At 57.0% G+C, this 24,654-nt stretch carries 20 protein-coding genes; 12 read left to right on the forward strand and 8 right to left on the reverse strand.

Features of this window, described 5'->3' with window-relative positions; all coding sequences use genetic code 11:
• Positions 1-74 precede the first annotated feature (74 nt).
• Genes SynROS8604_RS01580 through SynROS8604_RS01605 form a run of 6 tightly spaced genes read left to right on the forward strand, consistent with a single transcriptional unit; the run spans position 75 to position 8,535 of the window.
• A complete protein-coding gene (locus tag SynROS8604_RS01580) occupies positions 75-1,898 on the forward strand; it encodes an ABC transporter ATP-binding protein (protein WP_186544901.1) in 1,824 nt (607 codons plus the stop codon).
• Entirely contained in the window at positions 1,899-4,118 is a 2,220-nt protein-coding gene (locus SynROS8604_RS01585) for a glycosyltransferase (protein ID WP_186544902.1), read from the forward strand.
• Entirely contained in the window at positions 4,118-5,266 is a 1,149-nt protein-coding gene (locus SynROS8604_RS01590; protein ID WP_186544903.1) for a glycosyltransferase, read from the forward strand. The genes SynROS8604_RS01585 and SynROS8604_RS01590 overlap by 1 nt, the downstream gene beginning before the upstream one ends.
• Positions 5,259-6,527 (forward strand): glycosyltransferase, encoded by a 1,269-nt coding sequence (locus SynROS8604_RS01595; RefSeq protein WP_186544904.1) that lies wholly within the window; start codon positions 5,259-5,261, stop codon positions 6,525-6,527. Before SynROS8604_RS01590 ends, SynROS8604_RS01595 begins: the two co-directional genes overlap by 8 nt.
• Positions 6,527-7,678 (forward strand): glycosyltransferase, encoded by a 1,152-nt coding sequence (locus tag SynROS8604_RS01600; protein ID WP_186545743.1) that lies wholly within the window; start codon positions 6,527-6,529, stop codon positions 7,676-7,678. The genes SynROS8604_RS01595 and SynROS8604_RS01600 overlap by 1 nt, the downstream gene beginning before the upstream one ends.
• A complete protein-coding gene (locus tag SynROS8604_RS01605; protein WP_255445139.1) occupies positions 7,675-8,535 on the forward strand; it encodes a sulfotransferase in 861 nt (286 codons plus the stop codon). Before SynROS8604_RS01600 ends, SynROS8604_RS01605 begins: the two co-directional genes overlap by 4 nt.
• A 23-nt stretch (positions 8,536-8,558) precedes the next feature.
• On the opposite strand, the gene SynROS8604_RS01610 is transcribed toward SynROS8604_RS01605, so the two are convergent.
• The 3 genes from SynROS8604_RS01610 to kdsA form a co-directional block, all read right to left on the reverse strand.
• Positions 8,559-9,710, reverse strand: a complete 1,152-nt coding sequence (locus SynROS8604_RS01610) for a hypothetical protein (RefSeq protein ID WP_186544905.1) — start codon at positions 9,708-9,710, stop codon at positions 8,559-8,561.
• A 368-nt stretch (positions 9,711-10,078) separates the two neighbouring features.
• On the reverse strand, positions 10,079-10,366 hold the full coding sequence (locus tag SynROS8604_RS01615; RefSeq protein WP_186544906.1) for a hypothetical protein: 288 nt from the start codon (positions 10,364-10,366) through the stop codon (positions 10,079-10,081).
• Between the two features lie 3 nt (positions 10,367-10,369).
• Entirely contained in the window at positions 10,370-11,221 is an 852-nt protein-coding gene (kdsA, locus tag SynROS8604_RS01620; protein WP_186544907.1) for a 3-deoxy-8-phosphooctulonate synthase, read from the reverse strand.
• A 75-nt stretch (positions 11,222-11,296) separates the two neighbouring features.
• Between kdsA and SynROS8604_RS01625 the strand changes: the two genes are divergently transcribed.
• Positions 11,297-12,007 carry a hypothetical protein gene (locus SynROS8604_RS01625; RefSeq protein ID WP_370586539.1) on the forward strand — a complete coding sequence of 237 codons (711 nt, stop codon included), beginning with the start codon at positions 11,297-11,299 and terminating at the stop codon, positions 12,005-12,007.
• 4 nt (positions 12,008-12,011) lie between these two features.
• The gene (gene kdsB, locus SynROS8604_RS01630; RefSeq protein WP_186544909.1) at positions 12,012-12,836 is read left to right on the forward strand and encodes a 3-deoxy-manno-octulosonate cytidylyltransferase; all 825 of its coding nucleotides are present in this window, start codon (positions 12,012-12,014) and stop codon (positions 12,834-12,836) included.
• Here the strand turns inward: kdsB and SynROS8604_RS01635 are convergent.
• The 3 genes from SynROS8604_RS01635 to SynROS8604_RS01645 are packed head-to-tail and all read right to left on the reverse strand — an operon-like array spanning position 12,833 to position 15,250.
• Positions 12,833-13,690 carry a sulfotransferase family protein gene (locus SynROS8604_RS01635; protein ID WP_186544910.1) on the reverse strand — a complete coding sequence of 286 codons (858 nt, stop codon included), beginning with the start codon at positions 13,688-13,690 and terminating at the stop codon, positions 12,833-12,835. The genes kdsB and SynROS8604_RS01635 overlap by 4 nt on opposite strands.
• Positions 13,683-14,246, reverse strand: coding sequence for an HAD family hydrolase (locus tag SynROS8604_RS01640; RefSeq protein WP_186544911.1), 564 nt, complete (start codon positions 14,244-14,246; stop codon positions 13,683-13,685). The genes SynROS8604_RS01635 and SynROS8604_RS01640 overlap by 8 nt, the downstream gene beginning before the upstream one ends.
• On the reverse strand, positions 14,243-15,250 hold the full coding sequence (locus SynROS8604_RS01645; protein ID WP_186544912.1) for an SIS domain-containing protein: 1,008 nt from the start codon (positions 15,248-15,250) through the stop codon (positions 14,243-14,245). The genes SynROS8604_RS01640 and SynROS8604_RS01645 overlap by 4 nt, the downstream gene beginning before the upstream one ends.
• Between SynROS8604_RS01645 and SynROS8604_RS01650 the strand changes: the two genes are divergently transcribed.
• The 4 genes from SynROS8604_RS01650 to SynROS8604_RS01665 all read left to right on the forward strand — a co-directional run bounded on the left by SynROS8604_RS01650 (position 15,220) and on the right by SynROS8604_RS01665 (position 21,399).
• Entirely contained in the window at positions 15,220-16,527 is a 1,308-nt protein-coding gene (locus tag SynROS8604_RS01650; RefSeq protein WP_255445140.1) for an O-antigen ligase, read from the forward strand. The two genes, SynROS8604_RS01645 and SynROS8604_RS01650, sit on opposite strands and share 31 nt — an antisense overlap.
• 426 nt (positions 16,528-16,953) lie before the next feature.
• Positions 16,954-17,751 (forward strand): sulfotransferase, encoded by a 798-nt coding sequence (locus tag SynROS8604_RS01655; RefSeq protein ID WP_255445141.1) that lies wholly within the window; start codon positions 16,954-16,956, stop codon positions 17,749-17,751.
• Positions 17,748-20,159, forward strand: a complete 2,412-nt coding sequence (locus tag SynROS8604_RS01660) for a UvrD-helicase domain-containing protein (RefSeq protein ID WP_186544915.1) — start codon at positions 17,748-17,750, stop codon at positions 20,157-20,159. Before SynROS8604_RS01655 ends, SynROS8604_RS01660 begins: the two co-directional genes overlap by 4 nt.
• A 4-nt stretch (positions 20,160-20,163) precedes the next feature.
• The gene (locus SynROS8604_RS01665; protein WP_186545745.1) at positions 20,164-21,399 is read left to right on the forward strand and encodes a CCA tRNA nucleotidyltransferase; all 1,236 of its coding nucleotides are present in this window, start codon (positions 20,164-20,166) and stop codon (positions 21,397-21,399) included.
• Here SynROS8604_RS01665 and selD read toward each other — a convergent pair.
• Both selD and galE read right to left on the reverse strand, forming a co-directional pair.
• The gene (gene selD / locus SynROS8604_RS01670; RefSeq protein ID WP_255445268.1) at positions 21,305-23,488 is read right to left on the reverse strand and encodes a selenide, water dikinase SelD; all 2,184 of its coding nucleotides are present in this window, start codon (positions 23,486-23,488) and stop codon (positions 21,305-21,307) included. The two genes, SynROS8604_RS01665 and selD, sit on opposite strands and share 95 nt — an antisense overlap.
• Positions 23,479-24,594 (reverse strand): UDP-glucose 4-epimerase GalE, encoded by a 1,116-nt coding sequence (gene galE, locus SynROS8604_RS01675; protein WP_186544916.1) that lies wholly within the window; start codon positions 24,592-24,594, stop codon positions 23,479-23,481. The genes selD and galE overlap by 10 nt, the downstream gene beginning before the upstream one ends.
• Positions 24,595-24,654: the final 60 nt, after the last annotated feature.

Genomic DNA, 24,654 nt, shown 5'->3' on the forward strand with positions numbered 1-24,654 from the left:
TTACACGGTCTAAGGTCCAGACAATTGAAATTGGGACGCCTTGTGAGCAACAAGGCTGGTCTTTGACGGTCTCTATGCCTCTGCAAAGTCAGACCTGGAACAATCTCAGCGAGCTGCTCCGTGAGCTGCCAAGGCGTCGCGCTCGTCTCTTTGTTTTTGTTCTGTTTGCGTCCTTTTTGCAGGGATTGCTCGACGTTTTTCTTGTCGCTTTGCTGGCTCGCTTGGTCGGGCTGTTGGCTGGAGCCCGTTTAGAGGATTTCCTCCCCGGAATCACGGTATTTGGTGGTGGTTTTCTTGATCAGTCGGGTTGGCTGGTGGTGCTTTTGATTGGATCATTTTGGCTGGCGTCAGGGCTTCGTTTTGCTGTCGCTCTGATGCAGAGCCTTCTGAGCGCCGAAGTTTGGAATGATCTAGTGAACAAGGTGTATGACAACCTCATGCGCCAAAAATATTCATTTTTTGTTAATCAGCGCACTGCTAATTTATCAGAAAAATTTAATCGTATTCTTAATAGCGTGTCCACGGGTGTGATTAGCCCAATTCTTTTAATCGCTGGTAATACGGTCTCGGTTGCATCGTTGTTAATTGGGGTGGTGTTGGTTCTGGGCCTGAAGGCTTTAGCAGTCTTTGCATTAATGCTTTTTGCCTATGTCATTGCTTCCAAATTGATTACTCCCTACTTGCGGTTGGCGACCAAGCAGCGAATTCGTTATGGACGAAGAATTAATTTGTTGCTGATGGAATCATTACGTTCGATGCGGGAGGTTCAGCTGTATTCCGCTGAAAACTATTTCGTCTCTCGTTTTGCTCGCGATGGTGTGATCGCGAAGCGGTATGACCGCATTGGTCGCTTGCTTCCTGATGTGCCTCGCCTCGTGATCGAGCCCGCGGGAATCACGATTCTGTTCATGGTTGGCATTATTCCCGCCCTGCTTAATGGAGACCCTCAGGGCATCAAAAATGCCATTCCCGCTCTTTCTGCAGTCTTAGTTGCTCTTCTGAGGATTTCAGGACCGCTGCAGTCGATGTTCCGTAGCATCAATCGTCTGCGTGGCGGTCTGCCAGAGATTGCCGACGCGCTCGAGCTCCTCAGCCTCAAGCCTGAGCGCTATCTGATTAGTTCTCCAGGAGTTCCCACTCCCGATGGGGTGATGCCTCGTCGTTTCATCCAGCTCCAGTCTGTGAGCTTCGCTTACGCCAAGGACGCAAAGCATGTCATTAATGACGTCAACCTTTCGATTCCGATTGGAGCTCGCATTGCCTTGGTGGGTCGTACCGGTAGTGGAAAAACGACCCTGGCCCATCTCTTGCTTGGTTTGTATCAGCCAACCCAGGGAGAACTGCTTCTTGATGGCATTGAAGTGTCTGATCAGGAGGTGCCTGCTTGGCAGGCCAACTGTGCATTTGTTCCTCAAACGATTCGCCTGATTGATGGCAGCATTCGTGACAATGTTGCCTTCGGCTGCGATGCTGATGAAATCGACGATGACCAAGTGTGGGCTGCTTTAAAGTCGGCACAATTTGATGAATATGTGGCCGGGATGACCTACGGCCTTTACACCATGATTGGTGAGAATGGAATCAAGCTTTCCGGTGGCCAGAGGCAGCGTTTGTCCCTATCACGCGCTTTTTTCAGGGGAGCGAAAGTCTTAGTTCTCGATGAGGCAACGAGTGCTCTCGATAACAAAACGGAGCATGATGTCATGCAGGCTTTGGATATTGTTGGCCGTCGATGCACGACGATTGTGATTGCTCATCGTCTTTCAACGGTCAAGAAGTGTGATGTGATTTATGAAATGTCCAAGGGTGAGATTATCGCCAGCGGTGATTTTCAGCAGCTGAAAGAACGTTCAGCCACATTCCGAGAAATGGCAATGATTGATTCGGTCAAAAACTGAATGACGGATTTTGTTGTGCTGTCCACGGCTGATTGGGACCACCCGCTGTGGACCAATAAGCAACATGTGGCCTGCTCTCTTTCCGAGATCGGTCATCGTGTTCTTTATGTGGATTCTTTGGGTGTTCGCGGTCCTCGGGGTGATCGTTCAGATGCCGGCCGAATCCTTCGCCGGCTGAAGCGCGGATTGCGTGGGCCTCGTCAGGTCAGGCCCAATCTTTGGGTGATCTCTCCGCTTGTTCTGCCCGGTCAGTCCAGTGGAGTTCTTGGAAGGCTGAATCGCTGGAGTCTTGGCTTGTCACTCTTCGTGGCTGATTTGATTCTTGACTTACGCAATCCTTTGCTTTGGACCTTCAACCCCCAAACATGTCGTTACCTAAGTCTGAATAAGTTTCACGCCTCGATCTATCACTGCGTCGATCGCATTCAGGCTCAACCAGGGATGCCCGCTGATGCGATTGAAAGGGCTGAGCAGGATCTTTGTGGTTCGGCTAATGCAGTCTTCACAACGGCGCCCCAGCTCCAGCAAACCTTGGCGGAACTCAACGCTGGCACTCATTATTTTGGGAATGTGGCGGATGCCAAGTTTTTTAGTGGCGCGTTGGATTCTGTCGTATCCGTGCCAGACGATCTGCCACAGGGATCAGAACCGATCTTGATGTTTGTGGGTGCGATTGATGCCTACAAGCTTGATTTGCCGATGCTTGAGGCACTCGTTGCCCGGCATCCGGAGTGGAATGTTGTACTGATCGGCCCTGTTGGTGAAACCGATCCCAGTACAGATGTGTCGGGTTTAAAGCGTTTCTCCAACGTCTATTTCCTGGGTCCTAAGCCCTATGCGGTCTTGCCTAACTACCTCGCTCAGGCTGATGTGGCTTTGCTGCCGCTGCAGCTCAACGACTACACGCGGCACATGTATCCGATGAAATTTTTTGAATACCTGGCGGCGGGTCGTGTCGTTGTGGCCACTGCGATCCCTTCGTTGCAGGATCAAGCCGATGTGGCCCTGTTATGCCGAGACAATGTCGAGGCTTTTTCAACGGCGATTCGCAGGGCCTTAAACGGCGACAGTCCTGCGTTGGAAATGAGGCTGGAACGGGCTCAGCAGCACACCTACTTCGTCCGAACGCAGCGCATGTTGGCAACGTTGCAGCGTCATGGACTGTTGCCTGCGGAGCCATCTCCGCCGCAGGCTCCTCCTTACCACCATGTGCGATCGCAATTGAAGTGGTCCTGGCTGAAGGCCCAGGTGTGGTTATCGCTGGTGTTGCTCCTGGACCGCTTTCGAGCGACCTCGCTGTCGAAGCGTTTTTTGATGACGATCTTGCGAAACCATCCCCGCAATCTTGCTCTGCTCAGTGGGATGACGCAGCGCTGTTTGCAGGAGGGGGATTATGCCCAGGCCTGTTCCTTGATTGAGCGGATTTGGGTAGAGGATGGAAATGCTCAGATCCTGCATCACCTCCTGTTTCGTCGCGGTTCGCGGCCTGGATCACGTGTCGACCAACTCGCGATGTTTGATGCGCTTGCAGAGAGTTGCGTGTTGCCAGCTCGTTATGTCGGCTATTGCAGGGTTGTGCGCACCTATCGGGCTATTGATGCCAAGGATGAGCAAGCATTGCGGCTCGGAGTCTCCGGTCTTTCTGAGATCGTCAATGAATTGGAGCACGACCCCAATACTTATCTTTGCCTTAGGCCCAATCGCGAAAACAGAGCCAAATTATTGATCTCGGCCCAGCTCACCCGCTTCCGTGCACTGATGGCGCTAGAAGACTGCTCTGGGTTGGAGCGTGCGGCACTTGATTTGATCGCAAGCGTGGGGCGTTATGACCCTTTTGCGATCGATTGCGAAACGGCTGTGCGGATGACGCGCAACATGTTGCGCAGTCTCACGATTGCTGCAGTGATGGCTTGGCATGCTGCCGACCCTTTGCGGTATCGCAGAGTTGTGGCGGAGGTGGAGCGATTGCGTGATGCCTGCTACCACAAGCGATTTGAGGCGATTGTTCACTTCACGCAGGAAGACCATCGCGCCTTCGCTGATGAGCTTCTTTCCTTGTTAGAGCTGGCCAGTTGGCCGGTTGATGCCCCTGAGCAGCATCCAGGTTTGGAACAGCTGGTGGATCCAATGCTGCTTGTGTATTTCCCCGATTTACGCCGGCATCGTGCGGAAAAAGCCCGTTGCTTTTTGCAGTCGTTGGGTCCAGTGGCAGGAGGTTGATGGCGCCGGTTCGGGTCGCGTTCAGCATCGATTCGCTCAAGCTTGGCGGAGCAGAGAGGGTGTTGCTGCGTTGGGCTGGCTGGTGTCGGGACGCTGGCTGGGATGTGGTCGTGATCACGCGTCAGTCGCCCGATCGTGATGTCTACCCGCTGCCTCCAGGGGTGCGTCGTTGCTTGGAGCCTTCCTTGCCTGCAGCATTCGAACGCCTGGGCTGGCTTGCTTTCCCCTTGCGCGTTCTCCAGTTGCGCTCACTGCTCAGGCGTGAACGCTGTCAGCTAGCGGTTGGTGTTACCACCCTCCCGGCGGTGAAGCTGCTACTGGCTTGCTATGGGTTGCCGATCCGTTGCGTCGTGTCTGAACGCAATTACCCACCGGCAAAACCACCTCTTTTGCCATGGCGCTGGCTTAGGCGTCTCACCTATCCCTGGGCGGACCTGAATCTGGTGCAAACGCAGGTCACTGGCTTTTGGCTGCGCGAGCACTGCGGCGTCCGCCGTCAACTGCTTTTGCCGAACCCCGTGACTTGGCCTCTTCCAGATCGCGAGCCCGCTGTGGATCCCGACCACTGGCTTGTCCCGGGCGTTCCGCTGCTCCTGGGGGTGGGGACGAAGGCCAAACAGAAAGGCTTTGACCGTCTCATACCCGTGTTCAGTGCGCTAGCTCAAGAGACCCCCTCCTTGCACTTGGCCTTTGTGGGCCTGCCTCAAGGCAGCTATCAAGGCGTGGATCAGCAGGCGTGGTTGCGGGACAAGCTCGGTCAAGATTCAGACCTTCAGCAACGCCTTTTGCTTCCAGGAATGGTCGGAACCATGGCAGCTTGGTATTCAAGGGCAACAGTTTTTGTGCTGCCATCTCGCTTTGAAGGATTTCCCAACGTGCTGCTTGAGGCGATGGCGGCAGGCTGTGCTTGTGTAGCCAGCGATTGCCTCACGGGGCCAGCTGAGTTGATCGAGCACAACGTCAATGGCGTGTTGTTGCCCGGAGAGGCCTCGGTCGAGGATTGGGTCATCGCGATTCGGGGGCTGTTGCAGGATCGATCGCGTTGCAAGGCCTTGGGACAAGAGGCGACCAACGTGCGAGAGCGCTTTTCCCCTGAACGGCTTCGCCATGATTTCCTGGAGGCCCTGGGACCGCTGAGCCATGGATGATCTCTGGGTCGTGCTTCCCCACCTCGGAGCGGGCGGGGCACAAAAAGTTGGTTTGTTGGCTGCGGAGCACTTCGCCGCTAAGGGTTTTCGCGTTCGTGTCTTGTCCCTGCGCCATGGCCATCCGGTGAAACACACCGTTCCCGCAGGAGTGGAAATGTTCGATCTCGGGCCCAATGTTCATCCGTGGTTTCAAGACGTCTCGAATCGATCGTTTGGAGCACGCACCAAAAGATTTGTTTTGGCGCAAGTGCTCAAAGGTGTGCGCATCATTTTTCTTGTTGCGAGCGCACTCTTTTGGCCATTGATTGTGCGCCACATGCATCCAGCCAAGAACACCTGGGAGACCCGTTTGCTGCGCCAAGGGATGCCGTGGTTGGCGGGCTACCGCTATCAGCGACTGCGTCAGGTGATGGTGGAGCAGCGTCCCAAACGGGTGTTGGCGTTGCTCACGAAAACGAACATCCTTTGCTGTGCGGCTGCTTGGGATCAGCCACTGCATTTGGTGGTTTCGGAGCGCAACGATCCCCGTCGCCAGAGTCTTGAGCTGCTTTGGAGTCGCTTGCGCAAGGTGTATTACCGACGGGCCGATGTGGTGACGGCCAACACCAAGGGGGTAATCGATGCGCTTCAGCTAATGGGTGAGTGGAAACGCCTGGAGTTGTTGCCCAATCCGCTGCCGGCAACCTTGTCTCGCTCGAGTGTTGGATCCCTTCCGGAACGATCGCATCAGATTTTAGCGGTCGCGCGTTTGGTCCCTCAAAAAGGATTGGATCTGCTGTTGCAGGCCTTTGCCGCTTTGCCTTTGGACTGCCGCAACGGCTGGAGCATCACCTTGGTGGGTGATGGTCCAGAGCGACAAGCCTTGGAGCATCAGGCGCTTGAGTTGGGTCTTGTTGAAGCGGTGACCTTTGCTGGATTCCGGTCCGATCCGCTCTCCTTCATGCAGCGAGCAGCGATTTTTGCGCTCCCATCGCGCTTTGAAGGGATGCCGAATGCCCTGCTCGAGGCGATGGCGGCTGGTCTGCCTTCGGTGGTGAGTGATGCGTCACCCGGTCCCTTGGAAATGGTGACCAATGAGGAGCATGGTCTTGTCGTCCCAAGGGATGACTGGCGTACTTTTTCCAGGGCGCTCGAGCGGCTGATGTTGGATGCGGCCTTACGCGATCGTTTAGGTGCTGCCGCACGGGAGAAGCTTTGTTCTCTTGATTGGGGTGTGGTGGAGGCCCATTGGCGCTCGGTTTTGGCGCTCCCGGAGCGTTAATGGAGAACCCCATCTCTTCGCAGCCGAGGTTGCTGGTTTTGGCGCCAAGCCGTCGTGCGGTCAGCGAAACGTTTGTAAGAGCCAATTTGCAGGGCTTGCCCTTTGATGTAACGGCCTTCTTTGGCGATGAAAGGCCCTTCAACCATCCTTGGCGTTTTGCCTACGGGTTGGCAATTTTGCTCAGCAAGGCATGCACACGATTGAGATGGCTGCGTCTTGCCAGTTGGCCAGCATCGGTTGTGACGTTTGGCTTGATTCGTTTGTATCGCCCTCAAGCGGTGATGGTGGAGTTTGGTTTTGAGGCGGTTCGTGTCATGGAGGCGTGCGCTTGGACCGGGATTCCCTTCGTGGTGCATTTCCGAGGGTCCGACGCCTCAGCACGGGATCGGCTCGGATTGCTCAAAAGTCGCTATCGGCGCTTGATGAGCCTCGCGGCTGGCGTGATCGTGAAATCTCAGCCCATGGCCCAAACCTTGATGGCGTTAGGAGCTCGACCGGATCGTTTGCTGATCAGTCCATCTGGAGCAAACCGTGCCTTGTTCAAGGGCAGTGCTCCGGCCATCGCTCCGCCGGTGTTTCTTGCCGTGGGCCGCTTCGTGGAAAAGAAGGGTCCGTTGCATACCATCCGCGCGTTCTCACTCCTTGAAACTGAAACCCAGCCAAGGGAACAGCGGCCGCAGCTCTGGATGGTGGGAGAGGGCCCCTTGGTAGAAGAAGCGAAGGTCTTAGTGCAGTCCCTCGAGCTGCAAGACAGGGTGCATTTGTTGGGGTTGCGTAGGCAAGAGGAGGTGGCGTCTTTGATGCGGGAGGTCCGCGGCTTTGTTCAGCATTCCCTGGTGGCCCCCGATGGCGACAGCGAAGGCAGTCCGGTGGCCGTGATGGAGGCCCAGCTCAGTGGACTTCCCGTGGTTGCGACCCGTCATGCCGGTATCCCGGAAGTGGTGCTCGAAGGCGAGAGCGGCTTCCTCGTAGATGAGGGAGACGTTGCTGCCATGGCGGTGGCGATCGCCAAGTTGATCAAGGATCCTGCGCTGGCGGCACGCCTGGGAGACTGTGGACGCAGACGGGTGCTGGAGGGCTTCACCATCGACCATCACCTCCGTCAGGTATCAGGCCTTGTGCTGAAGGTGATCGAGGAGTCTTCGTCGTGAACAAGCTCCTGTTGATTCGAGGGCTTGGCCATAGCGGTACCACCATTTTGGATTTGGCGCTTGGAGCCCATCCCCAGATGGTCGGGCTAGGGGAAGCAGCGCGGATTCTTGAGCGTCCATCTCCCTCGGATGCCCATCGCGGGCCTGCGCAGTTGCGCGGTGCGTTGCGTTTTAAACGACGTTGCACCTGTGGTGAGATCGCCGCTGAATGCCCGGTTTGGGGGCCGGTTTTGGCCTGGCTTCCTGAGCATGATCACTGCCCTTTGGCGGTCAAAATGCAGCGACTGATCCACTCGCTTGAAGCGGCTCAAGCTTTGGACTCTTCGGCCACGTCCTGGGTCATCGATTCCTATCAGGGGGATTTCAGCTTGCCCTTCCAGCAGGACTCGGATCTAGACATCCGCGTGATTCATCTCACCCGTGACCTGCGTTCCTGGGTTCACTCCCGAGCTCGCTCAGGCCGTGAACGGGGACGTTGGTTTCCTGGCCTGAATCCGATGCTGCGCTGGTGTTGGATGAACGCTCGCCATGAGCGGCTGCTTCAGAGATGCCCCCATCCGGTGTTGCGCCTGGGATATGAGCAATTAGCACTCGATCCGGAGGGCACTTTGGGTCGGATCTGCACGTGGCTGGGCCTTGAGATGTCGGAGCAGATGCTTCAGCCAGGACAGTTCAGCACTAGCCATGTGCTTTCTGGGAATCGCATGCGCTTTGATCCCAAGCGCAGTGCGTCCATTCGCTACGACGCCAGCTGGATGGCCGCTCCGAGTGGGCTGGCGCAGGCTGCTTTGGTGCTGCCATGGGTGGCTGCACTTAATCGCAGGCTTGTTTATTCAGCAGCTGCAGAGTCTCGTTAGGGGCAATTCGATTCTGCTGGTTTTTAAAGATGACGAAGGATTCGAGCATATTTTTTATTGGTATTTTCTTGGTAGAGCAATTGATAGTCAGGCAAGTCAATGCCGTATTGAGTGAGTTTCTTGCCGGTGTCGATATCAGCCAAGAAATCTCCTTTTGATTGACTGTAGGAGCTCCCTGAGTTAATCCCGTCTTTGATTGTGTATTCTCTAGTGTCAATGTCGTAATACACGAGTCGATTGTACGTTAGTTTTTTCATCTCTTCTGAATTCTTAAACCATCCCTTTGAGTAAATCAAGTTCACAACCTCCCCATTTTGTTTGGCTGTTTTTACGATCTCATCGGCTTTGCTATAGGTTTTGCGCCAAGATCGTTGCTTCCAGGCGATCTCCGTTGCCCGGTGCCGGAATGTGTCTGCTTGTCGGTCTTCTATTCCAAGAACAAGCAGCGTGGCTCCGAGAGCCGCAGCCTGTGTTTGGCGAATGCTTAGGCGCTTGCTGAACCATGGAACAGCCAGTGATTCCCAGATCATTACCATGTCGATCACTGCAACGAATTGGAGTGGCAGTGTCATGTAGTTGTTTGCTTCAAGGCCAACTAAGATATAAAGAGAGAAGCCATAGGACAGCGCGGCGAAGTTGAGTCCGTCGAGTGCGTTGGCTTGGGTGCGATAGAAGGTGAGTAGGTATAGACGGGTCGCACTGAAGCCAATTAAAAAGACAAGTCTGATATCGAGCTTGAGTGTCGAGAAGCCCAAATGTGCGTCGTAGCGCGCCACTCCGGCAGCGAGGCTGGGAAGGGCGCTCAGCATGACGAACGAAGCAAGAAAGAACGCCGCCAGGCTGCAGATCGCCAGCTCTAACGCATAGGCCCTTGCCCAATCAGAGAATTTGATTGCGTTCCTGCGAGGATAGTGATTGATTTTGCCGATGCTTCCAAGCGCGATCGTGGTCAGTGCAGGAACAACGGCAAGCAGGATGGCAGAGTCCTTGAAAAAGGGGATAAACAATGCAAAAAGAAGAGCAAGCCTTCCATTCTTGAGTTCGCCAGAGTGTTGATAGAGGCAGTATTGATAGATGTATCCCGCCAAAAGTAAGGTGAGGAGTCGTTCACTGTAGATAAATTGGAAATAGTTATAGGCCGTCGTGCTTGTGAACAGGAATAACAGCGACCCCATTAAAAAAGTGAATCGCTTAATTTGCTTTTTTTGATGATTTGAACAACTTTGCATCCTAGAACGATGGTGATGATCAGCTCAACAGCGCTCACCAGGGACCAAGCCTTGGTGTAAGGGGTGAACCAGCTAAGGATTGAAGGTCTTGGTGCGAGAGCGGGAAAAACGAAAGTCATTTCTTCTCATTGTTTCAGTGATAAAGCTTTGCCTGAAACTGAAATTGTTGAGTAAATGATCGGTGTAAATATCGTCGTGCCAAGTTAGAATCTCTTAAAAAACCAGCTGCTTTCTTGCATCATAATGATCACATAGGTGATCAGCGCAATGGATGTGGCCGGGTGATGCTTGATCGAGGTTGCTAATCGAGAAATTCAGGTTTTTGGTGTGATTGCGCTTGATTGTTTTGAAGATGGACTTCTGCTAATGGATCGAATCAGGATCTCAGTCAGCATCAGCAAAACAGTGATCCATATCCCATGGGAGATGTTGTTGTAGCTGGTAATGAGTGAACTTTTGGTGGCGATCTGCAGTTGGTCTGGTCCGGTTTGGTTGAACTGAATCCAAAGCGCCAACCCTGTGTCGATGACCAAAGTGATGCCTGAGATCCCCCACATCCAGAGGCTCCAGCGTTGTTCGAACACTGTGCTGTTCTCTTTCATTTGTTATTGAATCTCAAGCGCTGGCATCGCTTTCACGACGTCATCAATGGCTTTTACTTGGTTGAGGAAGTTCTTCAGTTGCGCTAGCGGCAGAGCGCTGGGGCCGTCGCAGCGGGCCTGATCGGGGTCGGGATGGGATTCGAGGAACAGTCCGGCCAGGCCAACGGCGATGCCGGCTCTTGCCAGGTCCACCACCTGGTTACGGCGGCCGCTTGAGGCGGCACCACCAGGGTCGCGGCACTGCAGGGCGTGGGTCACGTCAAAGATCAGGGGTCGGTTATCGCAGCACTGCTTCATCACGCCAAAACCGAGCATGTCGACCACGAGATTGTCGTAACCGAAGTTGCTACCGCGCTCACAAATCAGCAGCTGCTCATTGCCGCATTCTCGGAACTTTTCCACCATGTTCGCCATCTGAGAGGGGCTGAGGAACTGGGGCTTCTTGATGTTGATCACCGCGCCCGTTCGGGCCATCGCTTGCACCAAATCGGTCTGCCGGGCCAAGAAGGCGGGCAGTTGGATGATGTCGCACACTTCAGCTGCAGGGGCTGCCTCTTCCGGGCTGTGCACATCCGTTATCACCGGAATGGCGTGGGTGTCCTTCACCGCTTGCAAAATTGCCAATCCTTCCTCAAGCCCCGGACCTCGGTAGGAATGAATCGAGGAGCGGTTGGCTTTGTCGTAGGAGGCTTTGAACACCAGGGGGATGCCCAGCTCAGTGCAAACCGTTTTGTAATGACCCGCCACCTCGAGGGCGAAGTCGCGCGATTCGAGCACATTCACACCACCGACCAGCACGAAAGGCGCGTCGTTAGCGAAACGGATGGTGCCCAACGCAACGCTGCTTGCGGCCATGGGTTGAAGCTCCAGTCGATCGAGCCCTAGGGAAGGCCCACTGGTCACTTTAATCTTGCTCCATCAGTGAGGTGAATGGGGATGGCGATCGCACCGATCCCGATTTTTATTGGATACGACGCGCGCGAGCGGGCGGCCACCAATGTGCTCATCGACAGCCTGTATCAGCACAGCTCGATGCCGCTCGCGATCACGCCTTTGGTGACGCCGCAACTGGAAGCGCAGGGGTTGTACCGCCGTGAGCGCGACCCCAAGCAGAGTACTGACTTCTCATTCACAAGATTTCTGGTTCCTCACTTGATGGGCTACCAGGGCTGGGCGCTGTTTATGGACTGCGACATGCTTTGCCGGGCTGATATCAAGGCGCTTTGGGATCAACGCGATGATCGCTATGGCGCCATGTGCGTACAGCACGAGCATGTGCCAGGCGAAACCGTGAAATTTCTGGGAGAGGTGCAAAGCGCCTATCCCAAAAAGAATTGGAGCTCCTTGATGCTGCTGAACTGCAGCCGTTGCAGTCAGCTCAGCGTTGATTACGTCAACACCGCCTCTGGCTTGGAACTGCATCGCTTCCATTGGCTGGAGGGTGATCATGAAATCGGTGCCATTCAGGGCGGCTGGAACCATCTCGTGGATGTACAAACGCCACCTGAGACGGAGGAGGCCTCACCCATGCTGCATTGGACCCTTGGTGGCCCTTGGTTCCGGGAGCAACGCACGATGGGTGGACGCCTGGCGGCTGAATGGTTTGGTGCCCGTGACGACGCCATGAAGCTGTGGGATTGAGCTGATGAACAACGCTTTGATTCAACGCTCGGTGGTGGCGGTGCCGGCCCGCCTGGCGTCCTCCCGCCTTCCCGACAAGATGTTGGCGGACATCGGCGGCAAGCCGATGATCCAGAGGGTGCTTGAACGCTGCGCGCAAGCGGAGGAGCCAGCTGCTGTGGTGCTTTGCACAGACAGCGAACGCTTGCGCGATTTGGCTGAGGGCTGGGGCATCTCCGTGTTGATGACCGCAGAGACCTGCAGTTCGGGCAGCGAGCGGATCGCTTCCGTTGCCGATCAGTTGGTGGCGTTGGCCTGGGGGGAGGATGCGGCGCAATGGGATCAGGCGGCGCGTCAGGCGCGCCTGATCTCGACGGCGGTGATCAATGTGCAAGGGGATCAGCCCTTTCTTGACCCTGGGGTGGTCTCGGCGATGGCCTCCGAGTTTGGGCGCTTGGACCCCGTACCCGCTGTGGTCACGCCGGTGTACCGGCTCAAGCCGGAGACGATTCATAACCCCGCCGTCGTGAAAACGTTGTTGGCCCATGACGGACGAGCGCTCTATTTTTCCCGTTCCGCCATTCCCCATGTCAGGGATGTTGACCCCTCCGACTGGCATCAGCACACGCCCTATTGGGGACATGTGGGGATGTACGGCTTTCGAGGCGATGTTTTGGCGCTCTGGGATCAGCTGCCCGCCTCGCCGCTGGAGAACCTGGAACGGCTGGAACAGCTGCGCCTGATTGAGGCCGGATACACCATCGCCACCTTTGCTGTGGAAGGAACCTCCCTGTCAGTAGACACCGCGGAGCAGCTTGAGGAAGCGCGCCTGCTGGCTCGGGCTGCCTAGGAGCACCAGCGGCTGGTGGTGGGCCAGAGCGTTTCGAAATCCAGCTGAGGCAAGGCCCTGCACACCTGTCTGAAGTCAGCGGCCTGCTGGCGACCGAGCGCGGCCAGGAGATCGTCGGGGATCGGGTTGGCGGTGGCACTGGCATTCACCTTCTCTTGCCAATCCGGTTCTTGGTAGGCGATTGCGAGGTACTTGCAAAGCGCTGCGTAGCTCTCTTGTTGGAACAGGGTCTCAAACAATCCGATAAAGCAATCCTCAAGTCCAAAGGCTTGATCGAGGGCCTCCAGTGTCTGGTTGTAGTTGCTGCGCAGGCCTGGACCATTGTCGACTCTTTTGCGCAGAGCCGCTACCTCCGTTGTGGCATCCCGTTGACCCTGTTTGCGCAGTTTCATCCGCTGGCTTGAAATGATCCGTTCGATCGGATCGCGCAGCAGAAACACCGGTCGCACGGGGATGCCGCGTTGCTGGAACTGCTGGTGAATGGCTTGGAATGTTGCAGCGCTCAGCACCGCGTAGGAGGGGGTGATGTCTCCAGTGAGGCAAACCGTTCGGCCTGGTCGGCGGGGACGCCGAAGCAGCCAGGAGAAATAGTTGTAGTACCGGCGCGGATCGGAGAAAAAGCGTTGACGGCGCCAACTGCGCGGCTGCAGCCAGCTGCGTGGCTGGGTCAGTTGCAGGTTTAGGTGCCGAAACCGTTCCAGCTTTGGAATCGTGAGCGCGTCATGGATGTGGTACTCCTTCAAAAAGCCAAAGTCGGCATCGCTGCGTCGCTGCAGTTGCTGATGGAGCCAAGACGTTCCTGCTTTTTGGGCGCCGACTCCGAGAAGAAACACCCCCGGCGTTTGCTCAGTCATTTCGATCCCTCCAGCCATTGGAGCGGAGGACCTCCCAATCGCCTCTGGCCTGGAGGATGCGCTCAGCCAATTCACGAACGGCACCGTGGCCACCGCTGTGATGCAGCACCCCATCGGCCTGCCGGCGCAGTGGGCGGCAGGCGTCAGCTGGGGCGAGCAGCAAACGAACCCCGGCTCGCACCGCTAAATCGTTGAGATCATCTCCCAGAAAAGCTGTGGTGTTGGCTGTAACGCCAAGGCGTTGTTGCAGCGCTTCAAGGGCCACCGGTTTGTCCTTGACGCCGACCAAACATTCGCAAATGCCGAGCTGCTTGGCTCTCACTTCCGTTGCTCCGCCTTGGCCGCCACTGAGGAAGGCCAGCTTCACGCCAACGCTTTGCAGCAGGCGTAAGCCCAGTCCATCGCGCACGTCAAAACGTTTTTGCAGTTGCCCCTGCCCGTCAAACCAAAGCCCCCCGTCGGTCATCACTCCATCCACATCCAGCACCAGCAATTCAAGATTTTGGAGGGCTTGGCGTTGCCGTTGCCACTGCCATTCACGCAGGAGCTGTCTCATGCAAGCCCCGCCTGCACCAGGTCGTGCAGGCGCAGCAACCCTTCGAATTCGCCGTTGGCATTCACCACCGGCATCACCGAAATCGGTTTGCGCCGGTTGTGTTCCATTTTCTGAATCGCTTCCACGGCCAGCATCTCTGCCCTCACGGTGATCGGATCCGTGGTCATCAGATCCTCTGCCGTGAGTAGGGCCCAATGGTCGGCATCGTGTGAGCGCAGGCCACGACGCAGATCTCCATCGGTGATCAAACCCAGTAAGCGCTTTGGGGCGTCTGGGTCTTCCACCCAACCACTGCCGATGGCCCCTTGCGTGAGCTTGCCAATCACCTCTGGCAGCGTCGTCTTCGCTTGCAAGGGAGGCAGGTCTGCGGCAGGCAGCATCAGGTCGGCCACCGTCATCGTCAGTTGTTTGCCGAGCGATCCAGCCGGGTGATTAAAAGCGAAATCGGCCGGAGAAATTCCACGCCGTTCCATCCAAACGGCGGCGAGGGCATCACCGATCGCCATGGCAACGGCCGTACTCGCGGTTGGTGCAAGGTTGAGCGGACAGATTTCCCGATCCACAAAGGCTTCAAGTGTGACGTCACTGCCCCTGCCCAGGGAGGAGTCGGCTTGGCCCACCAACGCAATTCTTGCCGTGCCTCGCCGTTTGAGATGGGGCAGCAGGTCAAGCAATTCGCTGGTTTCACCGCTGTTGGAAAGGAGCAGGCAGACATCGTCTGAGGCCACCACTCCGAGATCGCCATGGAGGGCATCCAGGGGATTGAGATAGAGAGCCATCAAGCCGATCGAAGAAAAAGTAGCTGCAATTTTTCGCGCCACGATTCCGCTTTTGCCCACTCCCGTGATCACCAGCTTGGCCTTGCGGTCGGCACAACGCTCCAGCAAGCCAAGCGCTCTCTCCACGTCCTCACTGCTGAGTCGGGCAGCCGCTTCGGCGATCGCTGCCGCCTCTTCCTGCAAGCAGCGTGTGAGTGCGGACAAGCAGTTCAGGCTCAGATGCATCCATTCTTGTGCATGTAGGGATCTGTCAGGCTCAGTTCAACGGAACAGGGATGGACTCTTTGTTGGTTGAGCGTTTGAGGGCTGCCGTGCTCTGGCTGGATGCCTTGATTCCTCTTTCCCTGCTGGGGTTTGCGTTCGAACGCAACGCTGATCCCACCGTCACGGTTTGGATCCTGGTGCTGTGGTGCGGCCTCAAATTGGCCACCCGTCTTGCCAAGACACCGTTGTATGGCGTGTTGATTGGTGTGTTGCTGGTCAGCCTGAGTGCTCTGTTCCATCCCCTCACGATTTCGGCGCCAACCGATCTGATTTTGGTCTTACTCGCTTGTGCTGCTGGTCTTCAGCAGACACCTCGGCAATGGCGGATTGCCTTTTGGTGTCTGTTGGCAATTGTCCTGGTGTGCCTTCCTTTTGTGGAATGGGATCGCTTTAACGGCAACCTTGAGCTGATTCCTTTTGCTCCACTGCGCGACTGGCTTCCTCAAGAGGCGATCCGGATTCAGAGGATCACGATCAATCGATCGGCCTATCTGTTTGGCCTATTCAGCTTGATTGGGTATTCCCTTTGGCGGTTTGAACGGCGCCCTGGCCTGCGCAGGCTGGCTGCAGTTTTGGCTTCCCTCAGCTTTGTCTTGGCGTTCGCCACCGGCTCGCGGGCGGCCTTTGCTTACCCGGTCTTGGCTGTGTTGTTTACCGAAGCCTTCTGGAGGTACCGCCACGTCGTGGCGCGCTATGCACGGGTGCTTGCCGCCTCCCTCCTAGTGGGCGGCTTGTGTTTCAACGTGCTGTTGTATTGGCCCTCAGGCCCGATTGCCAAGGGGGATCCCAGTGATGTGGGTCGGGCCGAAGTGGCGCAGTGTTTTGTCTCGGAATCGGTCCGCTCCTGGCAGGATTTTTTTGGGGGGCAAGGCTACGACCGCGTCTCCGATCGTTGTGCCCAGAAGGTGTTTCTGCCTAACAGCAACAAAGGGATTCCCCACTCGCACAATGCTTTCCTCCAGGTCTTGGCGGATCAGGGCGTTGTGGCTGTTTTGCTGATGGTCTTGGTGCTGTGGGCGGGGTTGACGCGGCTTTTTTCCAGCCTTGGCCGCGTGGCCCCTGTGTTGTCCTTCGTGGGATTGAGTTGCTGGTTGTTCATGCTGGCGGCGGCTTTGGTTGAATCCACTTTGTTGAAGACGGTGTTGCAACAAGTGATGACTGGATATCTGTTGGCAATTCCTTGGTGGATGGCGTCTGCTTCCAGTCCTTCAGTGAGTTCACATCCCAGCAGCGATTGATCACTCAAAAGGCTTACCTCTTTGAATCATCTTGCTGAAAACTGATTCCCGGATGAATCGTTCTGATTGAGGAGTTGATTGTTCGTTAATTATTGGCGTGAAAGCGTAAAGTGATTGCAGCTGATTGATGGCCACTGGCCGCTATCTCAATGTGCGTCTGAAGCTGGACAGGCGAGTGTGTTTTGCGGCAAACAGAGATTGCTAAATTATATTGACTCCCAGCCCAAGCTCTTGTCTTTGCTTGCTATTGCCTGGGATGGATTTAGCAAGGTTGGAATTAGGGTGGTGACTGTGAATGATTGGTGATATCGGAGAATCTATGCGATTAATAATGTTAAGTAGTAGCATGAAATGATTAGTAGCATGAATCGTTTGAGGCCAACAATCGCTTACATCACGAGTCGCCCGCATAGTGGGTCGACTCTTTTGGCTTTGTTGATGAATGCTCATAGCAAGGTCATCAGCGTGGGCGAGCTAAAGCAGCTGCTCCACCATCAAACATGCACTTGTCATGGCTTGCCGCCAGAAAAATGTCCGTTTTGGAGTCAAGTGGATGCTCGTGTTTATGAATCAGTAGGGCTTCATCTGTATGAGTTGGATTTAATAGATGGTGATGATGATGCGAAATTTCTTCGTGATAACGAAGCTTTATATATGGCATTGGCATTGGTGAGTGGGTGTTCTATTATTGTAGACTCTTCAAAAACACTCCGTCGTTTGAAGCGGCTGAGGAAGGCGATAGGTGACGGCGCTCAATTCGATTTGATCCCCATTAATCTGCGTCGTGGGGCTTTCGGGACGCTCAATAGTGTTCGCCGCAAAGGAAGGGATCTGAGTGCCCCCATCGATGGCTATTGCAAGTCCTTTTTTGAAACTCGCAAGCAGCTTAAAAATGTGCACCATGTAGATATACAATATGAATATTTAGCCCGAAACCCGCGTCGAGAGCTGGCTCGAGTGATGGGTGAGATGGGACTTGTTTTTGAGGAGTCGCAGCTGCAATGGCGCAACGCTGTGATCCGCGATGTGGGAGGGAACCGAATGCGGCAAGGTTCTTCGGATCTGATCCGCTTGGATGAGTCTTGGCGTCGAGAGCTGAATTGGCGGCTCAAGCTCAGAATCTTGATTCAAACGCTGCCTGTGCGATTGAGAAGCCGTTTGCTCTTCAGGCTATGGAGACGATGGCTCAAGCCTGTGAAGGACACCCCTAAGCTCAATCCATGAGCTTTTTAGCCGGTCTGAATGACGCCCAAAAGCGGGCGGTTGATCACCACGAAGGCCCTCTCCTTGTGGTCGCTGGAGCGGGGAGCGGCAAGACCCGGGCGCTAACCCATCGCATTGCCCATTTAATTGGTGAGCATGGGGCCGATCCAGCCCAGATCTTGGCGGTGACCTTCACCAATAAGGCCGCCCGCGAGATGAAAGAGCGGTTGGAGCTGCTTCTGGCGCAACGCTTAGCCCAGAGTCAATTCGGCCAACCCTGGAGCACGCTCCCACCGGTGGAGCAGCGTCAGCTGCGCACGCGTATTTATCGCGAGGTCACGAAAGAGCTATGGATCGGCACATTTCATGCCTTGTTTGCTCGGATGCTTCGCTTTGATATTGATAAATTTAAGGATCCAGAAGGCCTCACTTGGACGAAGCAATTCTCCATTTATGACGAGGCGGATGCTCAGAGTTTGGTGAAGGAGATTGTGACCCAGGAGTTGCAGCTTGATCCAAAACGCTTTGAGCCCAAAAAAGTACGTTGGGCGATTGGCAATGCCAAAAATCAAGGCTGGTCACCCGACGATTTAGAAGCCAACGCCGAAGGACAGCGGGGCAAGCTCAGCGCCGATGTGTATAGGCGTTATCGCAAAGCATTGGCTGCCAATAATGCCCTGGATTTTGATGATCTTCTCCTCCTTCCTGTGCAGTTGCTTCAGCAGAATGAGCAAGTGCGCGGGTATTGGTATCGCCGGTTTCGGCATGTGCTAGTTGATGAATATCAAGACACGAATCGCACCCAGTATGAGTTAATTAAGCTACTGGTAACGGATGGGAAAGAGCCGCAAACAGTGGATAATTGGTCAGGCCGATCGGTGTTTGTGGTGGGTGATGCAGATCAGAGTATTTACAGCTTCCGTGCCGCAGATTTCACCATTTTAATGGGGTTTCAGGACGATTTTGGTGATAAGGCTCCTGACGATGTCACCCGCACAATGGTGAAATTAGAAGAGAATTATCGTTCCACCGCCACCATTTTAGAGGCTGCGAATGCCCTGATTTCCAATAACAGCGAGCGGATCGATAAGGTGCTGCGTCCCACGCGTGGTGAGGGTGAATTGATTTCACTCACCCGTTGTGATGACGAAATCGCTGAAGCGGAAGCGGTGGTGCATCGGATGCGAATGATGGAGGCCGCCAATCCAGATCTCAGCTGGAAAGATATGGCCGTGCTGTATCGCACCAATGCCCAGTCCCGAGCGATCGAAGAATCCCTGGTGCGCTGGCGCATTCCTTATGTGGTGGTTGGGGGCTTGCGTTTCTACGACCGTCGCGAGATCAAAGACCTGTTGGGCTACCTACGCCTGCTCATTAATCCAGCCGACACCGTCAGCTTGCTGCGGGTGATCAATGTGCCCAAGCGCGGGATTGGTAAAACCACCATTCAGCGCTTAACCGACGCTGCTAATCAGCTGGGGATCCCGCTGTGGGATGTGGTCAGCGATCCCGAGGCGGTGCGTTCCCTGGGAGGCCGTTCCGCCAGAGGGCTGCTTCAGTTCTGTGAATTGATCAACAGCCTGAAGGAACGCATTCATGCGGCAACTCCATCCGAACTGATTCAAGAGGTGATGGAGAAAAGCGGCTATGTCAGCGAGTTGATCGCCGACGGTTCCGATGAGGCCGAGGAGCGCCGCCGCAATCTGCAGGAGTTGGTGAATGCGGGTCTTCAATATCAGGAAGAAAATGATGAGGGAGACCTCGAGGGATTTCTGGCCTCCGCCGCGCTCGCCAGTGATGCGGATAGCAAGGACACGGCGGCCGACAGGGTCACTTTGATGACGTTGCACAGCAGTAAGGGACTCGAATTTCCAGTGGTTTGCCTGGTTGGCTTGGAGCAGGGCTTGTTCCCGAGCTATCGCTCCCTCGATGATCCGGCATCGCTCGAAGAGGAGCGCCGGCTTTGTTATGTCGGCATCACCCGGGCCAAAGAGCGTTTATTCATCTCCCACGCCAGTGAGAGGCGCTTGTGGGGCGGCATGCGCGAGCCAGCCATGCCCAGCGTGTTTCTGTCTGAATTGCCGGAAGGTCTCGTGCAGGGCGATGTCCCTCAAAGCGGGGGAGCGGCGCTGCGCCGTGAGCAGCGCCTCGAGCGACTCACCCGTGTTGACCGCCAAGATTCCCAACGGGTGGCTTCCGGTGGGGCAACCGGAGCGCCCGCCAATGCCGTGCGTCGCCGCCAGGCCGGACCATCCCCAGGGAAAAGCTGGAGTGTGGGCGATCAGGTGATTCATGCCAGCTTTGGTGTTGGGGAGATCACCCACACCTTTGGCAGCGGTGAAAAGGTGTCGATTGCCGTGAAATTTGCGGGCATGGGGCCGAAAATTCTCGACCCGCGCTTGGCACCTATTGAGCCTGCTGGAGGCTGAGCGGGTGGAGCGTCCAGGCCTTCCTGTCCAGCTCTTGCCGGCACTTCAGGCCAGCGCATCAGCCGCTGGAGTCACCCGTTTAGCCCTCGTGGGCGGCGCTGTGCGTGATGCCTTGCTGCACGATCAGCACGGAGATCCATGGCGAACGTTGCCGGATTTGGATTTGGTGATCGAGGGGTCGGCCTCGGAGTTTGCGGCGGCTCTTGAGCAGGACTATGGAGATCAGCGGGTCAAGGACGTTCGCATCCACACGGCCTACGGCACAGCGGAGCTGTCCTTCGATGGCGTGCTGATCGATCTCGCTGCGGCCAGGCAAGAGCATTACCCGGCTCCGGGCGAAAACCCAGTGGTCGAGAGCGGCTCCTTGGAGCGAGATCTGGAGCGTCGGGATTTCACGGTGAATGCGATGGCCTTGGAGCTACCGCTGTCTGGCCATGGTGAGCCCTTGCTCTTGGACCAGCACGGCGGCCAGGGCCATCTTGAGCGCCGTGAACTTGCCTTCTTGCACGCCTCCAGCGTGACCGATGACCCCACGCGCGTGGTGCGTGCCGGCCGTTATGTCGCGCGCTTGGCGTTTGTCTTGGCAGCAGAGGCTCAGCAGCAGATCGATCAAACGCTGGAGGCCTGGCCATGGTCATGGACCCATGGGGATCCGCCGGCTGCGGCTCCCCCCGCCCTCGCTACGCGGCTGCGGATGGAATTGGAGCTGCTGTTTGACCAAGAACCATGGCTAGCGGCCCTTGAAGCTCTCCACTCCTGGGGTGCCCTGAGGTTGCTGGACCCTGCCCTCCAGACTGATTCTCGTTTGATTCGGCGTTTGCTTCAGGCCCAGCGGCTGCAGCTGCCGTTGTTGCTAGCGCTTGTGGCGGGAGCCGCTGATCCACTGGCGTTGGCGGCTCGGCTGCAATTGCCCCAGCAACAGCAGCGCTGGTTGCAGCAGATGCAGGCGCTCAGCGCTTGGCTGCCAGCCAACGCGTGCGAGGTCGCCTCGGCTGGCTGGACGGCGGAGGAATGGTGTGATGCCTTGGAGCAGCAGGCCTGGGGTGCGGAAGCGGTGGCGTTGCTGGTGAGTCAGAACCCGGCGCAGAAAAGACCGTTGTTGCGCTGGTGGGGGCGCTGGCGCCATTGCACCTCTCCACTCTCCGCTAAAGATCTGTTGGCCCAGGGTTGGCAGCCGGGCCCAGCGCTCGGAGCGGAATTGCAGCGCTTGCGCCGGCAGCGTCTGCGCGCGATGCGCTGACCACACCAATGCGATGCCACGGCGTGTTGTTGGCTTGAAGCAAGGCGTTCGCCATGGATTCGGAACAGCCCAGCAGCAGAGGTCCGCAGGTTTGGGGATCCACAAGCAGTTCGAGCATGGCCTGATCGTCCTCGGGAGCGCCGCCGCTGCCTGCGCGAGCAAGGATCACTTTCGCTGGTTGGTCCTGCGTGGGATCGAGCAACGACCAGGCCCTGCGGTTGGCTGGCGCCAAGCTGCTCGCGTACTTCTTTTTCAAGAGCTTTAAGGCTCCAGGCAAGGCCGGAATGGCGCTCGCATCGAGCACCACTTGCAACTGGTGGTGGCTGGCCTGGAGCATTTCACCGAGATGGCCCAGCAGCCCAAAACCAGTCACATCGGTGCAGCTCAGGAGCGTCTCGGGTTCAAGGCTGATCAGCGTCTGCAGCTGCTCAACGATGGGGTGCTGGCTCGTCCCCATCTGCGCCAAGGCATGGTCGAGATCCTCTGGTTGGGCGGCACCGGCCATGGCCGCGGCAAACAGCACGCCAGTTCCGAGGGGGCGTGAGAGCAGCAGCTGGTCCCCTGCCCGCAGTCCCCCTTTCGTCCAGGGCCGAGCGGGACGTTTTCCATTCACGCTCAGGCTGACTTGCAGCCCGAGCGATAGCGGGGTGGGGGCCTCTGAGCGAGCCTCTAAGGTATGCCCCCCAATCAATTGGGCCCCTTGGGGCTCGAAGGCAGAACGCAGTCCCGAGAGGGTTTGGCTCAGCAGCTCCCGCTGCAGCGCAGCTGCTGTCTTGGGCAGGGTGATCACGGCCATCGCGGAAGCCACGCTGGTGCCACAGGCCCAGAGGTCAGAGCTGGCGTGCAAGGCGGTGAGCCGGCCATTGAGCCATGGATCACTGATCAAGGCAGGGAAGCCGTCCACGCTTTGCAGCCAGTCGTTGCCAAGGCTGGCGGCGTCTTCTGGCGCCGTGCCAAGCGATTTCAGCCCTGCTGCTTCCAGGGCTGCTTCCAGGGGGGCGGCGGGGAGCTTGGCCGCGCAGCCCCGGCAATCCATCGCTTTGGACTCCATGGCGGGAGCTTGATCAAACCGCTTCATGAACTGGCGGTCGATGCGTTGTTTCCAGCGCCAAATCAAGGGGTGGGGACCGATTTGAATCCCTCCCCACAGGGCCCAGGCTTGGGGGCAGCCCTCTGGATTCACCCCGCCCAGCAGTTGCAAGGCCCGGCGTTGAGGCCGCCATTGACGTAATCGATCCCCTTCACTGGCGGCACGGAGATTGTGCGCCAAGGTGGCAGCAGCGCGAACGGCCCATACGCCAGAGGGGGGGCGGGGTTGCTCGTTGATCACCGCGCAGTCTCCGGCTGCAAAAATCGCTGGTTGTCCCAGCACCTGAAGGCTGGCCAGAGTGCGAACCCGGCCGCTGTCTGGGCAACAGGGCAAGCCGCTGGAGCTCAGCCATTCAGGGGCTTGGCTTCCCGTGCAGCGCAGCCCTGGCCCGGAGGGGTTGAGAGCCGTGCTCGGCAGCACGTCAATCTTGAGCTGGCTGAGGCTGGAGAGCAGCTGGCTCGGTACCGTTTCGGGCCTATGGAGGAGTTGCAGCCTGCGCTTGGGCCAGCGCTGCCGCAACGCCATGGCCACCTCCATGGCTGCCAGGCCGCTGCCCAGGAGTTGGAATGGAGGGGAGGCCGGGCCCTGGGCCGAGTCCAGCGCTTCCAGGGCTGGTTTCAGAGGCTTGATCGCAAGCAGAGGACCTGGATGTGTGCCGCCTCCGACGTTGATGCTGAGTTGGCTGAAGCTCAGGGCGGGCCGGTCTCGCAATTGCAGCTGCTGTTGGCTCACGTCCACACCGGTGATCTCGGCGATCACCAGCGAAACGCCGGCCCGATCGCAGAGGCGGCGGAGGTCAATGGCGATCTCAGAGCGTTTGTAATGGCCGGCGATCAGGCCGGGAATCATCCCGGAATACAGAGTTGAGCTCTGCTGATTCACCAAGGTGATCAATCCAGCCGGTCGCCGTTGCGGATGCATGCACCAAGTGAGAAGCACCAGGGCGTGGCTGTGCCCACCACCCGCCAACACGAGATGCTGAGGGCTGGTCAGCGGCATCCATCTCCATAGCCATTCGGATTGGCCTGTTGCCAAGCCCAGCCATCCCGGCAGATCTCGGCGAGCGAGCGTTGCGTCCGCCAATGGAGCTGTTGGGCTGCTAGGGCTGGATTGGCCACGGTGATCGCGGCATCGCCAGGACGCCGGGGCGCGATGCGATAGGGGATCGCTCGCTGGCTGGCCGCTTCCATGGCCTTCACCACATCCAGTACGCTCGCTCCCTGCCCGCTCCCCAGATTGAGGGTGAGCAATTGGGGATCAGCACTGAGAAGGGAATGCAGCGCTTCTCGATGACCTTCGGCGAGGTCCATCACGTGGATGTAGTCGCGCACTCCGGTTCCATCCGGCGTCGGCCAGTCATCACCAAACACGGTGAGTTCCGGCCGGCGGCCCACGGCCACCTGCGTGATGAATGGGAACAGATTGTTGGGGATGCCGTTCGGGTCTTCGCCAATTCGGCCACTGGGATGGGCGCCTACGGGATTGAAGTAGCGCAACCGGGCGATCCGCCAGCCAGCGCCGCTGGCTTGGATCGGTTCCGCTGCACCGCTGCAGCCGGCTAGATCGGCGAGAAGCTCTTCCACGGCGTGTTTGCTGGCGCCGTAGGGATTGATTGGTTGGATCGGGGCCGTTTCCGGAATCGGTACTTGATCGGGGTAGCCGTAAAGGGTGGCGCTACTGCTGAACACCATGGTGCGGCAGTTGTGCTGGTCCATTGCGCTGAGCAGGCGCTGCGTGCCCACAACGTTCACATCCCAATAGCGCAAAGGCTGTTGAACCGATTCACCGACAGCCTTGAGTCCCGCGAAATGAATCACCGCGTCAATCGGTTGGCCGCAAGCTTTGGCGCTTGCAAAGAGTGCATCCAGGCATGGGGCGTCCCTGATGTCTCCCTCGACCAGGGTGAATGTGTCAGGTGCCTTGATCAGGGTTGGTTGATCACGCTGCAAGCGAGTGCCTGCGAGTTCGGCGACCCGCTTAAGGGCAACGGCTGAGCTGTTGCTGAAATCGTCCAGCACCAACAACTGATGACCCGCTTCTAGCAGCACGAGACAGGTATGGCTGCCGATGAAGCCGGCTCCGCCCGTAATCAGCAGCTGGGCCATTGGTCCATCCCTATCTCCAAGCATTCTGAGGGGGATAGGGCCCATTCAAGTTGTGAAACG

The organism is Synechococcus sp. ROS8604, from assembly GCF_014279655.1.
Classification (GTDB): domain Bacteria; phylum Cyanobacteriota; class Cyanobacteriia; order PCC-6307; family Cyanobiaceae; genus Synechococcus_C.

Excerpts from the sequence above, each read along its gene's own strand:
- SynROS8604_RS01600 (WP_186545743.1), top strand. The coding sequence starts at position 6,527 with ATGGAGAACCCCATCTCTTCGCAGCCGAGGTTGCTGGTTTTGGCGCCA.
- SynROS8604_RS01645 (WP_186544912.1), bottom strand. The coding sequence starts at position 15,250 with ATGCATCTGAGCCTGAACTGCTTGTCCGCACTCACACGCTGCTTGCAG.
- SynROS8604_RS01590 (WP_186544903.1), top strand. The coding sequence starts at position 4,118 with ATGGCGCCGGTTCGGGTCGCGTTCAGCATCGATTCGCTCAAGCTTGGC.
- SynROS8604_RS01625 (WP_370586539.1), top strand. The coding sequence starts at position 11,297 with ATGGGGATGGCGATCGCACCGATCCCGATTTTTATTGGATACGACGCG.
- SynROS8604_RS01635 (WP_186544910.1), bottom strand. The coding sequence starts at position 13,690 with ATGACTGAGCAAACGCCGGGGGTGTTTCTTCTCGGAGTCGGCGCCCAA.
- SynROS8604_RS01580 (WP_186544901.1), top strand. The coding sequence starts at position 75 with ATGCCTCTGCAAAGTCAGACCTGGAACAATCTCAGCGAGCTGCTCCGT.
- kdsA (WP_186544907.1), bottom strand. The coding sequence starts at position 11,221 with ATGGCCGCAAGCAGCGTTGCGTTGGGCACCATCCGTTTCGCTAACGAC.
- SynROS8604_RS01660 (WP_186544915.1), top strand. The coding sequence starts at position 17,748 with ATGAGCTTTTTAGCCGGTCTGAATGACGCCCAAAAGCGGGCGGTTGAT.
- galE (WP_186544916.1), bottom strand. The coding sequence starts at position 24,594 with ATGGCCCAGCTGCTGATTACGGGCGGAGCCGGCTTCATCGGCAGCCAT.
- kdsB (WP_186544909.1), top strand. The coding sequence starts at position 12,012 with ATGAACAACGCTTTGATTCAACGCTCGGTGGTGGCGGTGCCGGCCCGC.
- SynROS8604_RS01615 (WP_186544906.1), bottom strand. The coding sequence starts at position 10,366 with ATGAAAGAGAACAGCACAGTGTTCGAACAACGCTGGAGCCTCTGGATG.
- SynROS8604_RS01610 (WP_186544905.1), bottom strand. The coding sequence starts at position 9,710 with ATGGGGTCGCTGTTATTCCTGTTCACAAGCACGACGGCCTATAACTAT.
- selD (WP_255445268.1), bottom strand. The coding sequence starts at position 23,488 with ATGCCGCTGACCAGCCCTCAGCATCTCGTGTTGGCGGGTGGTGGGCAC.
- SynROS8604_RS01595 (WP_186544904.1), top strand. The coding sequence starts at position 5,259 with ATGGATGATCTCTGGGTCGTGCTTCCCCACCTCGGAGCGGGCGGGGCA.
- SynROS8604_RS01640 (WP_186544911.1), bottom strand. The coding sequence starts at position 14,246 with ATGAGACAGCTCCTGCGTGAATGGCAGTGGCAACGGCAACGCCAAGCC.
- SynROS8604_RS01585 (WP_186544902.1), top strand. The coding sequence starts at position 1,899 with ATGACGGATTTTGTTGTGCTGTCCACGGCTGATTGGGACCACCCGCTG.